Origin of the sequence: Enterobacter cloacae complex sp. P12RS, from assembly GCF_014895875.1 — a bacterium.
GTDB classification, from domain to species: domain Bacteria; phylum Pseudomonadota; class Gammaproteobacteria; order Enterobacterales; family Enterobacteriaceae; genus Enterobacter; species Enterobacter bugandensis.
Genome location: NZ_JADBQO010000050.1, coordinates 1 through 13,516 on the forward strand (window position 1 = coordinate 1; position 13,516 = coordinate 13,516).

12 protein-coding genes are annotated in these 13,516 nt (G+C 54.2%); 6 read left to right on the forward strand and 6 right to left on the reverse strand.

Annotated elements, in window-relative coordinates; translation table 11 throughout:
- The 3 genes from IM284_RS20705 to IM284_RS20715 all read right to left on the reverse strand — a co-directional run.
- Positions 1-2,989: Ig-like domain-containing protein (locus tag IM284_RS20705; RefSeq protein ID WP_193055879.1), on the reverse strand; the 2,989-nt coding region annotated here is incomplete at its 3' end.
- An 820-nt stretch (positions 2,990-3,809) separates the two neighbouring features.
- Complete coding sequence (locus IM284_RS20710) at positions 3,810-4,166, reverse strand: hypothetical protein (protein WP_047367532.1); 357 nt, start codon at positions 4,164-4,166, stop codon at positions 3,810-3,812.
- 416 nt (positions 4,167-4,582) lie between these two features.
- The gene (locus IM284_RS20715) at positions 4,583-5,485 is read right to left on the reverse strand and encodes a LysR family transcriptional regulator (protein WP_047367533.1); all 903 of its coding nucleotides are present in this window, start codon (positions 5,483-5,485) and stop codon (positions 4,583-4,585) included.
- 98 nt (positions 5,486-5,583) lie between these two features.
- Here IM284_RS20715 and IM284_RS20720 point away from each other — a divergent pair, with 98 nt between their 5' ends.
- Positions 5,584-6,306, forward strand: coding sequence for an SDR family oxidoreductase (locus IM284_RS20720; protein ID WP_047367534.1), 723 nt, complete (start codon positions 5,584-5,586; stop codon positions 6,304-6,306).
- Positions 6,307-6,359: 53 nt separating this feature from the next.
- On the opposite strand, the gene IM284_RS20725 is transcribed toward IM284_RS20720, so the two are convergent.
- The 3 genes from IM284_RS20725 to IM284_RS20735 all read right to left on the reverse strand — a co-directional run bounded on the left by IM284_RS20725 (position 6,360) and on the right by IM284_RS20735 (position 8,713).
- Positions 6,360-7,106: an SDR family oxidoreductase gene (locus tag IM284_RS20725; protein WP_047367535.1), complete on the reverse strand. Its 747-nt coding sequence runs from the start codon at positions 7,104-7,106 to the stop codon at positions 6,360-6,362.
- 101 nt (positions 7,107-7,207) lie between these two features.
- Positions 7,208-8,089, reverse strand: a complete 882-nt coding sequence (locus tag IM284_RS20730) for a helix-turn-helix domain-containing protein (RefSeq protein ID WP_047367536.1) — start codon at positions 8,087-8,089, stop codon at positions 7,208-7,210.
- A gap of 18 nt (positions 8,090-8,107) precedes the next feature.
- Positions 8,108-8,713 (reverse strand): NADPH-dependent F420 reductase, encoded by a 606-nt coding sequence (locus IM284_RS20735; protein ID WP_047367537.1) that lies wholly within the window; start codon positions 8,711-8,713, stop codon positions 8,108-8,110.
- A gap of 107 nt (positions 8,714-8,820) precedes the next feature.
- Here IM284_RS20735 and IM284_RS20740 point away from each other — a divergent pair, with 107 nt between their 5' ends.
- The 5 genes from IM284_RS20740 (at position 8,821) to IM284_RS20755 (ending at position 13,500) form a co-directional block, all read left to right on the forward strand.
- Entirely contained in the window at positions 8,821-9,738 is a 918-nt protein-coding gene (locus IM284_RS20740) for a LysR family transcriptional regulator (protein ID WP_047367538.1), read from the forward strand.
- Positions 9,739-9,849: 111 nt separating this feature from the next.
- Positions 9,850-10,626 (forward strand): isocitrate lyase/phosphoenolpyruvate mutase family protein, encoded by a 777-nt coding sequence (locus IM284_RS20745; RefSeq protein ID WP_193055880.1) that lies wholly within the window; start codon positions 9,850-9,852, stop codon positions 10,624-10,626.
- Positions 10,610-11,656 (forward strand): bifunctional transcriptional activator/DNA repair enzyme AdaA, encoded by a 1,047-nt coding sequence (locus tag IM284_RS20750; RefSeq protein WP_045631577.1) that lies wholly within the window; start codon positions 10,610-10,612, stop codon positions 11,654-11,656. The genes IM284_RS20745 and IM284_RS20750 overlap by 17 nt, the downstream gene beginning before the upstream one ends.
- 432 nt (positions 11,657-12,088) lie before the next feature.
- Positions 12,089-12,346, forward strand: coding sequence for a DUF6387 family protein (locus IM284_RS23435; RefSeq protein ID WP_047367540.1), 258 nt, complete (start codon positions 12,089-12,091; stop codon positions 12,344-12,346).
- A gap of 42 nt (positions 12,347-12,388) precedes the next feature.
- Positions 12,389-13,500, forward strand: a protein-coding gene (locus tag IM284_RS20755) for an IS3 family transposase (protein WP_182034553.1) whose coding sequence is annotated in 2 segments (ribosomal slippage) — positions 12,389-12,650 and positions 12,650-13,500 — 1,113 coding nt in all. Because the reading frame shifts where the segments join, the coding sequence is not laid out codon by codon here.
- Positions 13,501-13,516: the final 16 nt, after the last annotated feature.

Genomic DNA, 13,516 nt, shown 5'->3' on the forward strand with positions numbered 1-13,516 from the left:
TCAGGGTCGGCGTGGTGTCGCGGGTGGTTTCTCCCGGGTTCAGCGGCGTTTCTGTACCGTCAGGATTGACGGTGATTGCCGGGATATCCGGCGTGGCTGGCGGAACGGTATCTACCGTCAGTTCAAACGGCGTTGAGATGGTGGTATTGCCCGCGGCATCCGTGGCATGCACCGTCAGCGTATGCGGGCCGTCGGTGAGCGGGATAACGGGGGTAAAGCTCCAGCCGCCGCTGCCGTCGAGGGTCGCGGTGCCGAGCAGGGTGGTACCGTCATAGACGGTAATCACCGCATCTGCCGGCGCGGTGCCGTTCAGGGTCGGCGTGGTGTCGTCGGTGGTGTCGCCGCTGGTAAGCGGCCCGTTAACGCCGCCGACGTCATCGGTTACGGTGGCGATGGTGGCCGCCGCTGGCGGTGTGGTATCGACGGTCAGGGTGAAGCCGCCTGACGGCTGGCTGGTATTACCCGCTCCATCGGTGGTGACGGCGGTAAAGGTATAGGTGCCGTTAACAAGCGGTGTGGTTGGGGTATAGGTCCACGTGCCGCTGCTGTCGATCACAATGGTAGTGAGATCGACGCCGTCCTGGCGGATGGTGACGGTTGAGCCCGGCTCCGCGGTGCCGTTGAGCGTCGGCGTGGTGTCATTGGTGCTGTCGCCAGAGTTGAGCGCGCCGAGGCGCTCTGGCACGTCATCCACCACCTGGGTAATGACCGGCGCATCCGGGGCAACGCTGTCAATGATGATGCCCCAGCTGTTGGAAACGCCGCTAATGTTGCCCGCCGCGTCAGTTGCGACGGCGGTCAGGGTATGTTGACCCTCAGCGATCGGGGTGTCCGGAGTAAAGCTCCACGCGCCGAGGCCATCGGCGACGGTGGTTCCAATATCAACCCCATCCACGCGGATGGTGACCGTGGCGTTGGCCTCGGCGGTACCGCTGAGCGTCGGAGTTGAATCATTGGTGGTCTCATTGAGGTCGAGCGAGCCAGTACGTTCAGGCACATCGTCAACGACCTGCGTAATCACCGGGGCGGCTGGCGCCGTCCCGTCGACGATAATGGTCCACGCGTTCGATTGTCCGCTCGGGTTACCGGCGGCATCCGTCGCCGTTGCCGTCAGCACATACGTACCATCGGCCAGCGGAGAGGGCGGCGTAAAGTTCCACAGGCCGGATGAGGGGACGACCACCGTGCCGATGATATCGCTGCCGTTGAAAATCGTGATGGTCGAACCGGGTTCGCCCGTGCCGTTCAGGGTCGGCGCCCGGTCGTTGGTCAGCCCATTCTGGTCCACGGGACCGGTTGTGTTCAGCACGTCGTCAATCACCGACACGATAACCGGGGCCTGCGGTGGGCTGATATCCGGCGCTGCTGCGGAGGTTGCTGGCCCCGTGTTGCCCGCAGCGTCGGTGGCGTCTGCGGTCAGGATTTCGCCGTTGAGCTTAGGCGGGGTCAGCGTCAGGCTAAAGTTGCCCTCGCTGTCGGCCACCGGGGTGCCAAGGATAGCGTCGCCTTCACGGATGGTTACCGTGCTGCCAGGCTCCGCGGTGCCGGTGATGGTGCCGCCATCATTCGATACGACGAGGTCGCCGGGGGCCAGCGGCGGCGTGGTGTCCACGGTGAAGATGATTGGCTCTGAGGCCGCACTCTGGTTTCCGGCTGCATCGGTTTCAACGACGGTTATCGTGTGCGTTCCGTCCGCGAGCGGGCCGTCTGGCGTGACGCTCCAGGTGCCGTTCGGCAGCACCGTTGTGGTTCCAACCGCGACGCCGTTATCGTAGATAGTGATTGTGCCACCGGGCTCGCCCGTTCCCGCCAGGATCGGCTTTGACGCATCGGTAGGTGTGCCTGCGGTTATGGTCCCTCTGATCGCACCCGTGTCGTCGGTCAGCACAATCGCGGTCGGCGCGGTCGGCGGGGTAAGATCCACGGTGAGGGTAAATACCGGTGAGGCCGGTCCGAGGTTGCCGGCGGCGTCGGTTGCCCGCACGGTAATCTGGTGGGTGCTTTCAGTCAGATCGGTTGACGGGGTAAATGTCCAGGTGCCGTTGCTGGCGACGAGCGCCGTGCCAATGGCGACTCCGCCATCATAGATGGTTACGGTGGAGCCCGCCTCCGCGGTGCCGCTGAGCTGCGGGCGTGGATCGTTGGTGCTGCCGCCGTTTGTGACCGACCCCGTTTGAGGATCAATATCGTCCGTCACGCTGCCGATCGTTGGGGCATCGGGTGCGGTGAGATCCGGCGCCGTAATCGTTGTGCCCTGGCTGGTATTCCCGGCCGCATCTGTCGCGGTGGCGGTCACCTGTTCGCCGTTGGTCAGCGGAGTGCCGAGAGACACGGTAAAGTTGCCGTCACTGCCTGTTTTTCCGGTGCCAAGGACGTTGCCGTTCGCGTCTTTCAGCGTGATGGTACTGCCGGGCTCGGCGGTACCGGTGACGCTTTTACCGTCCGACGAGAACTGAAGGCTGGAGGGTGCATTCGGCGGTGTTGTATCCGGGTTGGTGGGATCGACTGGCGTACTGGGGTTAGGGTTAGGATTGTTGTTATTCCCATCATCGTCATCCCCGCCGCCCCCGCCGCTGGAGCTTGCCACCGCCGCGATGGCGCCAGCCGCGACAATGCCGCCCAGCGCCCACGGCCAGATGGCGGCACCACCTGCATCACTCCCGGATGCGGCCAGCAAGGCGTCCGTGGACGCGATGGATTCGTACGTGGCGGCTCCGGTGGGATCTTCAATCCACCATAACGCACCGTCACTCTCCTGGAGCACCAGCTGGCTCACGCCCTGCGCGTCGGTGACATAGAAATTTTTAAGGGTGATCACTTCCCCTGAGTGCAGTGTCACCACCAGATCGTTACCACTTCGCGCGAAGTGGGAGACATCGGCTCGCTCTACATGAAGCTCAACGATAGAGGAATGGCTCAGCGTAACCTGTGTGCCTTCCGTAGTCGTTTCCACGCCAGTGAGTTTTGATATAACAGAGATTTGGCTCATTTAGGTATTACTCCAGCAGAGTTATCGTGAACGACGAGCAAGACGAGCCATCTCTGGAGAAGGTAAAGGGCGCCCCCGGCGGAGTTACTGTTTTTTAAACAGCACTCACCGTCTTTTTAGAGCGAACGATGCCCGCCAGGATTCAGAGTGGCAACATCAGAGCGAATGTAATTACTTACGAGACAGAATGTTTGTTATGCGTATTTTGTGCCTTATAAAACCCTGTAATTAATAGAGGATTTGGTTTTGAGAATATAAAAATGATATAGCCAGAAAACGGTGAATGTGCAAATTAAGCTTTCGTAAATAAAGAGGTAGGTCGTAAAGAGGCCATTAATTTATTGATGAGGTTTATGTATTTGTTTTATTAATAGATTGTTTTTGTTGGATATTTTCTGATTTCAGTATACTTTTTTATTTATGTTTTAGATGTAGTTTAATAATTGGTAGTGTCGTTTTTGAATGCAATTAAAAATGTTATTATTTAAAGCTGCTTAATCATGGTTTAAGTTAGGATAACATTCTTGATGTAGGATATATTATATTAATAGGGATTTAAAATATATTCTTATGTGGTGTTGGAATTATGCTACTGCGAGCAGGAAATATAATAACCTGCTGTATTTTCAATACGGTCATTCATTAACCTGATACTGAGGGCGAAAAAAAATGACCGCAGGGATGGGCATCCGGACATTTGCATCAATCCTATCTGTCGTCATAAGGCGGCGAACAAAAAGGGGCAGATATACACGACGTATCGCTTTTATTCGAAGCAATAAAAAAGGCCGCTAACGCGGCCCTGAGGTGAGTATGTCGGTTATTCAGTGACTTTCTTTTCCAGCTCGCTGGCACCTTCTTTGGTTTTGTTCCAGCCTTTCTCTGCGCCTTCTTTAGTGGCATCCCACCCCTTCTGGGTGCCTTCTTTGGTTTTATGCCAGGCTTTCTGGGAATCTTCGCTGACTTTGCTGCCAAAGCTTTCGCTTTTACCTTCCGCAGCATGCTGCTGTTTCAGCTTCAGCTCTTCGCCTTTGTTCTGCTCTTCGTGCAGTTTTTGCTTCGCTTCGTTGGCGTTTGCGTTCGCCGCAGCGACGGTATCGTCAGTTGCATGTGTGGTCGCAGCAAATACTGGGGAAGCCAGCAGAACGGCAGATAATGCGATAATTGTTTTTTTCATAATATCCTCATTTAACGTTATCGGTTATGAGCGTGATTCAGCATGGCACAGACGAAGCGGGGTGGCTTTAGGAAAAAACTGTAATGAGATCAAAGTACCCAGGTAAGCGCCTCCTTGCTTGAGGATCACCCGAAGGATAAAAAACCTATTTCTATGAGGGCTGCAAGGGTCAGCAGAATAAAGAAAATAACGACCATGGGTCTGTACATTTTAAGGCTCCATCCTTGTGTGATGTCTTGTCCAGCGTACGAGATACATCGTTAAGCCATCCCCGGCACGACATATCCCCTGAGTGAATTGTGTCCGTTTTTACTTTTCCATGGGAGGAGGGCGGTGTCGTTGATGTTTATCAAAGGGCAGCGGCAGGGTAAGGAAAATCTGCATGAAAGTTACTGGCCTTGTTAGCGTTGAACGCTTTACGTTGCCGCTGGCTCTCGCCACTGGCGGACGTGCTCGATCAGGGCTCTTAGCTTGGGCGCCATATTGTGACGCTGGGGGAAATAGAGATAAAAGCCTGGAAAAGACGGAAGAAACGTATCCAGCAGGGCAACAAGCTGCCCCGTTTCAATATACGGAGTGAATGTATCCTCCGTGGCTAAGGTTATGCCGCCGCCGGCCAGTGCCAGGCTGAGCATAAGGCGCAGATCGTTTGTGGTGATCTGCGGTTCAATCGCCACATCGAAAGGAACGCCCGCCTCCTCAAATTCCCAGCGATAGGGGGCAACGTCCGGGGCTGGGCGCCAGCCGATACACCGGTGAGCCACCAGCTCGCGGGGGTGCTCAGGTACGCCGTGAGTCGCCAGATAGGACGGTGAAGCCACCACCCTCTCACGCTGCTGACCCGTAAGGGGAACGGCGATCATGTCTTTTTCAATAACTTCACCCAGCCTTACCCCGGCGTCATAGCCCGCCGCCACGATATCGAACTCCTCGTCCGACACGAAGATATCAAGCGATACCGCAGGATGCGCAGCCGCAAACGAAGCGAGCAGCGGGCCAGAGAGAAACGCTTCCGCGATTGAGGTGACCGCGATTCTGAGCTGGCCGCGCGGTGTGCTGTCCGACGCGACGTCTTCAAATGCCGCTTCAATATTGGCGATGGGGGCCTGCAACGATTTACGCAGCCGTTCCCCTGCTTCAGTGAGGCTTACCGAGCGCGTGGTGCGCATCACCAGCAGGGTTTGAAAACCATCTTCAAGACGCCTAATCCCCTGACTGACAGCGGAGCGGGTTATGCCCAGCCGCGCGGCGGCAGCGCTAAAGCTACGCTCCTCGGCGACCGCCAGAAAAACGGGTAACAGATTGAGATCGATTTTCATTGTTTAATATTGCTAACCAGTGAGTCCAGTAAATGCAGGATACAAGAAACAATGGTGAGTATCTATTATCACGTTGAACTCAACGTAAGGAGCAAAACATGAACAAAGTTATCTTAATTACCGGTGCATCAAGCGGTATCGGAGAAGGTATTGCCAGAGAGTTAGGCAAGGCAGGCGCGAACGTTTTCCTGGGCGCTCGCAGGCTGGATCGCATCAACGCCCTGGCTGCTGAAATCCGCAGTGCAGGGGGGGAAGCAGAGGCCGCAGTCTTAGACGTTACCAGCCGCCAGTCGATGGCTGACTTCGTACAGGCAGCGCGTGAAAAGTGGGGCCGCATTGACGTGCTGATTAACAACGCGGGCATCATGCCTCTTTCTCCGCTTTCGGCAGGCAAGCAGGATGAGTGGGAGCGCACCATTGACGTGAATATCAAAGGCGTGCTGTGGGGGATAGGCGCCGTTCTGCCGATTATGGAAGCCCAGGGGTCGGGACAAATCATTAATATCGGCTCGATTGGTGCCTTGTCCGTGGTGCCCACGGCTGCTGTCTACTGTGCCACCAAATTCGCCGTACGGGCGATTTCGGATGGTTTACGTCAGGAAAGTTCGAACATCCGCGTGACCTGCGTTAACCCTGGGGTAGTGGAAAGCGAACTGGCCTCGACCATTACGCACCCGGAAACCATGGCGGCGATGGACGCGTACCGTGCTATTGCCCTCAAACCTGCTGATATCGCCCGCGCTGTGCGCCATATCATCGAGGCGCCTGAGAGTGTCGATACAACAGAAATTACGATCAGACCGACGGCATCTGCGAACTAACGTTGCGGATGAAAATTAGCGGGTCAGGCCGTTGCCTGACCCGCTTTACTTTCTTACCACGGCTGCTCGGTCGGCATAATAAACAGCTCTGCCACGTCCACATGTTCCGGTGCCTGCAGCACGTAAACAATCGAGTCGGCGATATCATCGGCTTTCAGGAACGTCATCTTCTCCTTCAGCTGTTCCATCTGCGCACGATAATTTTCGTCACTGATATGCTCGAATAATTCACTTTCTACGGCACCCGGCTGGAGTGAGGTGACGCGAATGTTGAACTGCGGCGCCACTTCCATACGCAAAATATCCGAGAAGGCGGCAACGGCGTGCTTCGTTGCACAGTACACCCCAAGTCCGGGGAACGTTTTGCGCCCAGCGATCGACGAGGTATTGATGATGTGACCAGACCGCTGCGACTGCATAATCGGTAGTACGGCCGCTACGGTGTTAAAGAGGCCTTTTACGTTCACGTCTACCATTTGGTGCCATTCATCGACTTTGAGGCTGGCAATATCAGAGATCGGCATCAGCCCGGCGTTATTGAAGGCGATATCAATGTGGCCATAGCGTTTATGCAGTGTCGCGACCCCTTCATTAACCGAGGCCGGGTCAGTGACGTCCATAACCAGCGCAATGGCTTCGCCGCCAGCAGCCTCAATGTCAGAGACCAGCGCCTGCAGGCGATCCAGGCGGCGGGCGGCGAGACCGACCCTGACGCCCTGTTTCGCTAATTTTTTTGCCGTGGCGGCACCAATCCCGCTTGAAGCACCGGTGATGAGAGCGACTTTATCTTTAAGTTCCATAACTGATCCTCGTGAGAGTTAATTTCAACGCTTCAGAAAGAACGTCTGAAGTACGGGTCAATAATGGATGTTTCAGGCGGTGGCTTCGCGCGGGCTTTTGCTTAAACTGTCGGACTTTTGCTGCGAACGATATCGCTGCGATAGTGCGAGGGCGTCACGCCGTTATGCCTGAGGAAGACGGCAGCAAAATGGCTGGGGCTGGTGTATCCCACGTTCAGGGCAATATTGATAATGGAATCATTGGTTTCCGACAGCATGCGGCGCGCTTCCTCCATGCGTAGCCGGATAAAATAGTGGGAGGGCGAAAGCCCGGTCGACTGTTTGAAGGCGCGGCTAAAATGGTATTCGCTGAGATCGGTCAGCTTAGCCAGCCGTGCCAGGTCAAACGGCTGGGCCAACCCTTCCCGCATTGCCGTAAAGACCCGGTGCAGTTTAAATGCCTGCAGACCTCCCCGGTGTCGTTTCGTATGCGTGCCGTAGGTGCGAACCAGGTGTACCGTCAGCGCTTGGGCAATCCCCTGGATAAAGGGGCCGCTTGGGGGAGTTTGCAGATACAGCTCCTGGCGTATCTGCTCCAGCAGCGCGGATAGCGTTTCGTCGCGCGCGCCGGAGACTTCTCGCAGTTCACACTCCTGCATCATGGCCACGCCGATATACACATGCATGACGACGAACGGTATATCTGGCTCGGCTTGCCACCGCATTTCAGTGGGAGAGGCCGCCGTCGTGAGAAAAAAATCGCCTGCGGTAACGCGGTTTGCTAACCACGCCTCGCCGGGGGAACGCTCCTCAACAACGGCTTGACCAGAAAGGATCCAGACGATAAAGGGCTCCGGAACCGCCGGAATAATGACGTTTTCCTGGACTTGTCTGCGGGCCAGAATTTGAACGAATACATCCCGGGAAGATTGCGCCCGATGCTCCCGGAGCAGCTTGCCGGGAAGGTATTCTTCAAACGTCTCTGCGGAAGTTCGCTGAGTCATCGTTAGCGTTGCCTTTTGCTATGCCAGTTGCACCAGATTTACCCCCGGAAGAGGCCCTCCAGGGAATTGTTGTAGCGTCCCGCCGATCTCAAGACTGCCTAAATCAATGCTTGCGAAGCCCAGTTGCCCGGCTAACGCTTTCACTTCCGCCTTCGCATCTGCATCGTCTCCGGAGATAAAGACGACACGATGGCCACCCGCTTGCGCCGGATCCTGAGCCAGCACCCCTGCAAGAAGGGTATTGAAAGCTTTGACGACGCGTGCCCCTGGCGCCCACTGGGTCACAAGCTGGCTTGAGTTTTTTCCACCCAGTTCTGCCAGCTTATAGCCGGGCAAAAGTACCGGGTTCGTGGCGTCAATCAGGATGCGTCCATTCCAGGTAATTCCGCTTAACGCAGCTTCGGTTTTGTCCCAGTTAGTGCTGACAAAAACGATGTCAGCTTCAGCGGCCTGTTGTGCGGTGCCAGCGCGAGCCCCGCGGCCCAGTCCTTCAACCACATCAGACAGGCTTTCCGGCCCGCGGCTGTTGCTCAGAATAACGTTCATGCCCGCATTTACCAGCTGTTTCGCAAAGGCTTGCCCAATTGCACCAGCGCCGATAATACCTACAGTTGTTGTTTTCATGCTTAATTTCCTTCAGGAAGAGTAGTGAACATGCGTAGAGAGTAGTAATCTTCGTCCTATCTGAATAGCCTATATAATTAGATGGATTCCATCTGCCGGAGCGATACATGCTGGACGGTATGTCTGTTGATCAACTGCGCACATTTATTGCCGCCGTTGATGAGGGAAGTTTTTCGGCCGCCGGGCGTAAACTGCGGCGCGCGCAGTCGGTTGTCAGCGCGACGCTGGCCAATCTTGAGGCGCAGGTCGGATTCCCATTATTCGATCGCTCCGGGCGATATCCGAAACTGACGGAGGCGGGCGTCGCGATGCTGGAAGCGGCACGCCTTGCCGCTGCCGGGATGGACGCCTTCAAGGCTAAGGCGCGCACCTTAGCCGAAGGGCTGGAGCCTGAACTGGCGGTCTCCGTCGATGTGATGTTTCCTGTTGCGCAGCTCACCGCTGCGGTGCAGGCATTTCATCAGGTATTTCCCGACACGCCGCTGCGTTTGTATGTTGAAGCATTAGGGGCGGTTCTCCAGCCTCTGCTGGACGGCCACTGTCGGGTGGCGATTATCGGCTCGCTGCCGCATATTCCGGCTGGATGCACCTCTGAATTCCTTCTCAACGTGCCAGCCGTGGCCGTTGTCTCTCCTGAACATCTGCTGGCTAACCTGCCAGGGCCGATCCTTCGCTCGCTTTTAGCGGAACACGTCCAGCTGGTGCTGGCCGATCGTTCGTCGCTTACCGTGGGCCGGAGCTTTGGCGTGATGTCGTCAAAAACCTGGCATTTGGCCGATATGGGCGCGAAGCACGCTTTCCTGCGTGCCGGGCTTGGATGGGGTTATATGCCGCTGCCAGTGGTTGAGGAGGATCTTGCGACGGGTAAATTGGTCACGTTGAATTTGCAGATGCAGCCTGACGTCGGACCGGGTTTTGCCATGCAGGCCGTGCATTTAGAAGAGCATCCTCCGGGCCCGGCTGGCCGCTGGTTCATTAATAAGCTCAAAATGCAGGTTAGCGCAGCTGGTTTGCAACAGATCTGACTGGTCTGCGAATCCAGACTACGCTTGCTAAAAAATGGTCGTCTGAATTTCGGTTGTGACGTTCATACTGAATGCTTAGATTCATTTTCAATCTATTGAGAGGAAATGAATATGAATTTTGCAGAACTCCACAACCAGGATCAGCCCCTGCTTATCGCTAACGTTTGGGACGCCGCCAGTGCTGTCGCAGCGCAAGAAGCAGGCTATCAGGCACTGGGAACGTCCAGTGCAGCAATAGCGTCCATGCTGGGATATGAAGACGGGCAGGGAATGCCGTTTGATGCGTTATTTTATGTGGTCACCCGTATCCGGGCTGTCAGCAGCCTGCCATTGAGCGTTGACATGGAAGCAGGATATGGTGATTCAGCCGAAGAGATAGTCGCTAATCTCAGGCGCCTTGCTCAGACAGGCGTAGCAGGCGTTAACCTTGAAGACAGCAGAGTCATTAATGGTAAGCGTCAGCTTGACGATATCTCTGATTTTTCCCGTAATCTGAGAACAGTATGCAATGCGCTGAGAAGCGAAAACTGTAGCCTGTTTCTGAACATTCGGACTGACACTTACCTGCTCGGGCATGATGACGCATTGCAGGAGACGATATTACGGGGTCAGAGCTATAAAGCTGCAGGTGCTGATGGCCTTTTTGTTCCCTGTCTTACGTCAGAGAAAGACATCAGCCTCATTGCAGAGGCAACGGGCCTGCCTCTGAACGTCATGTGTATGCCCGATCTTCCGTCGTTCGACAGGCTGAAACGGGCCGGGGTAAACCGCATTTCAATGGGCAATTTTGTTCATTCAGCCATGCAGTCAACGCTGAGTGATGTAATGCATGCGATTCGAACTCGTCAGTCATTTGCAGGACTTTTTAGCAATGAAAATAACCGATAAGAATTTGTGTGATATCTGGTATCAGGCATTACTCGAACGAGATTCAGAATATACCGGCGTATTTTTTGTTGGCGTCAAAACTACTGGCGTATTCTGCATTTCGGTATGCCGGGCGCGAAAGCCCAGGCGCGAAAATGTTGAATTTTATAAAGATGCCAAATCCGCCCTGGCGGATGGCTTTCGTCCCTGTAAGGTCTGCAGACCCGCTGAAAATGCGCACAGCGCGCCATTATTTGTTGAACAGGCGCTTGCGCTTGTCAGGCGCGATATTAAATCCCGTGTGGCTGACGCGCAGCTTCGCCAGCACGGAATCAGTCCGGAGCGGGTAAGACGCTGGTTCCTGCAACATCACGGCATCACTTTTCAGGCTTTCCAGCGAATGCAGCGGGTGAACGTTGCTCTGCAGGAGCTAAAAAGCGGACGAGCGGCTACTGACGTGGCGCTGGACAATGGCTATGAATCCCTGAGCGGGTTTGGTTACATCTACAAGCGGCTTACTGGCGCAGCGCCGACTCAGGCAACCGAGGTGATTGTCATTCATCGGTTTACCACTACGCTTGGGCCTATGTTTGTCTGCGCGACAGAGCGGGGAGTGTGTCTGCTGGAGTTTACCGATCGCCGGATGTTAGAAACAGAATTCCGCGATATCCAGCGTTTATTTAACGCCAGAATTGTCACCGGAGAAAACAGCCATACCCGGCAGACAGTAAAAGAAATCAGCGAGTATTTTGCCGGAACTCGCCGACAGTTTGAGCTCTCTGTGGATGCCCCAGGCAGCGATTTTCAGCAATCCGTCTGGCATGAGTTGCGTGCAGTTCCCTATGGACAGACTTCGCACTATCAGGCCATTTCGCTAGGGATGAATAAGCCTAATGCTGTGCGCGCCGTCGCTGCAGCTAATGGTGCAAACCGGATTGCGATTGTGATCCCTTGTCATAGGATAATTGGCAAAGATGGAAAGATGACGGGTTACGGCGGTGGTATTTCGCGCAAAGAATGGCTCATTGAGCATGAGCGAAACAATGTTTGATGGCGTAATGTTCCATTGTTGCCGGAATATTTTACGCACTTCGCGGGATAAAATGCAGACACAAAAAAGCCCGCAGGGCTTGCGCCGTGCGGGCTCTTAGGACTTCATCGGATGACTCTGGTAATCACCGATGGAGAATTTTGGCTGGCGTCCCTGTAATTAGTTATTCAATTCAATGATTTATATATTTATTTTGACTTTTTATTTTATTGGTGGTTCTAAAAAGGAACCATAAATCTTAATGGTATGAGTTCTCACGATTAGCTGATTGGCAAATTGTATCAAAAGATAACCAATCCTCAGTTCAACTACCAGTTGGTAGCTGAACTGCGTAAGCAGGATCTGCTTTCCACCGATTAGTGTATACGGTAGTTTTTCAGCATAACTGAATTGTACCCGTAGGACAGTACTAGCATAGGTGGAGAATGAATTTTGAACAATTGGTCACCAGAGCATACAAAAGACATCAAGAGTTGGTTTAAGATTGATACATATCGTAAATTTGAAGACCTCTCATTGATCCAGTTCTACCATGAGATATGGGCCCGAAACTTGTTCTTTAAGGAGTATAGAGAAGAGTTTGAGAGCAGAACTCTTATGGGTTACTTCTCAAAGATATTCAGCGGCAACCCTTTTTTAATCGAAGAAGGGCATGTAAGTATCCCTGCAAAACGGCCCATTCACTTTTAGAGATCTTCCGACATACTGATTATGTCCCCTGAGGAGATCGCTATGCGTAAGATCCGATTCACCGAGCACCAGATCATCGCCGTCCTGAAGTCCGTCGAAGCGGGCAGGACCGTCAAAGATGTGTGTCGTGAGGCCGCTATTTCCGAAGCCAGCTACTATAACTGGAAGGCCAAATATGGCGGGATGGAAGCGGCTGATATCAAAAAAATCAAAGACCTTGAGGACGAAAATCGACGTTTGAAACAGATGTTCGCTGATCTCAGCCTTGAGTGCCGGGCACTTAAAGACGTCATCGAAAAAAAGCTCTAAAACCAGCGATAAAGCGTGAACTCGTCGGCTATCTGACGGCACAATTTGCCATGAGTTTACGTCAGGCCTGCAGGACGTTATCGCTGAGCAGGACGGTGTATTTTTATCAGCCTGATACCCGGTGTGATGAACCGGTGATCCATGCGCTGACTGAGCTGGCAGAACGCTATCCGCGCTACGGTTTTAAGAAGCTGTTCCAGCTGCTGCGCAGGCAGGGCAACACCTGGAACCATAAACGTGTTCACCGGATTTACTGCCTGCTGAAACTGAATTTTCGTCGCAAGGGAAAACAGCGGCTGCCAGTACGTAATCCAGCGCCACTGGCGACGCCGCAAGCGTTAAACCAGAGCTGGTCCATCGATTTTATGCATGACGCGCTGGTCTGCGGCAGGCGCTTCCGGACCTTCAATGTGGTGGATGATTTTAACCGTGAAGCACTGGCGATAGAAATCGACCTGAATATCCCGGCTCAGCGTGTCGTCAGGGTACTGGACAGGATAGTGGCAAACCGCGGATATCCGCTGAAAATGCGGATGGACAATGGGCCAGAACTGGTCTCGGTGGCGCTGGCACAATGGGCCGAAGAACACGGCGTGCAGCTCGAATTTATCAAGCCGGGTAAGCCGACACAAAATGCTTTTATCGAACGGTTCAACCGGACATACCGGACAGAAATCCTGGATTTTTATTTGTTCAGAACACTAAACGAAGCACGGGAAATTACCGGGCGCTGGCTGATGGAATATAACAACGAGCGGCCTCATGAATCCCTGAATAACCTGACGCCGGAAGAATACCGACTGATGGCTGAAAACCCGGAACTCTCAAAAAGTGCGTGGAACTAAAGCTGGGATGCTTACA

Coding starts and splice junctions, on each gene's coding strand:
- IM284_RS20750 (WP_045631577.1), top strand. CDS start 10,610: ATGAAAATAACCGATAAGAATTTGTGTGATATCTGGTATCAGGCATTA.
- IM284_RS20725 (WP_047367535.1), bottom strand. CDS start 7,106: ATGGAACTTAAAGATAAAGTCGCTCTCATCACCGGTGCTTCAAGCGGG.
- IM284_RS20740 (WP_047367538.1), top strand. CDS start 8,821: ATGCTGGACGGTATGTCTGTTGATCAACTGCGCACATTTATTGCCGCC.
- IM284_RS20715 (WP_047367533.1), bottom strand. CDS start 5,485: ATGAAAATCGATCTCAATCTGTTACCCGTTTTTCTGGCGGTCGCCGAG.
- IM284_RS20710 (WP_047367532.1), bottom strand. CDS start 4,166: ATGAAAAAAACAATTATCGCATTATCTGCCGTTCTGCTGGCTTCCCCA.
- IM284_RS20745 (WP_193055880.1), top strand. CDS start 9,850: ATGAATTTTGCAGAACTCCACAACCAGGATCAGCCCCTGCTTATCGCT.
- IM284_RS20735 (WP_047367537.1), bottom strand. CDS start 8,713: ATGAAAACAACAACTGTAGGTATTATCGGCGCTGGTGCAATTGGGCAA.
- IM284_RS20720 (WP_047367534.1), top strand. CDS start 5,584: ATGAACAAAGTTATCTTAATTACCGGTGCATCAAGCGGTATCGGAGAA.
- IM284_RS20730 (WP_047367536.1), bottom strand. CDS start 8,089: ATGACTCAGCGAACTTCCGCAGAGACGTTTGAAGAATACCTTCCCGGC.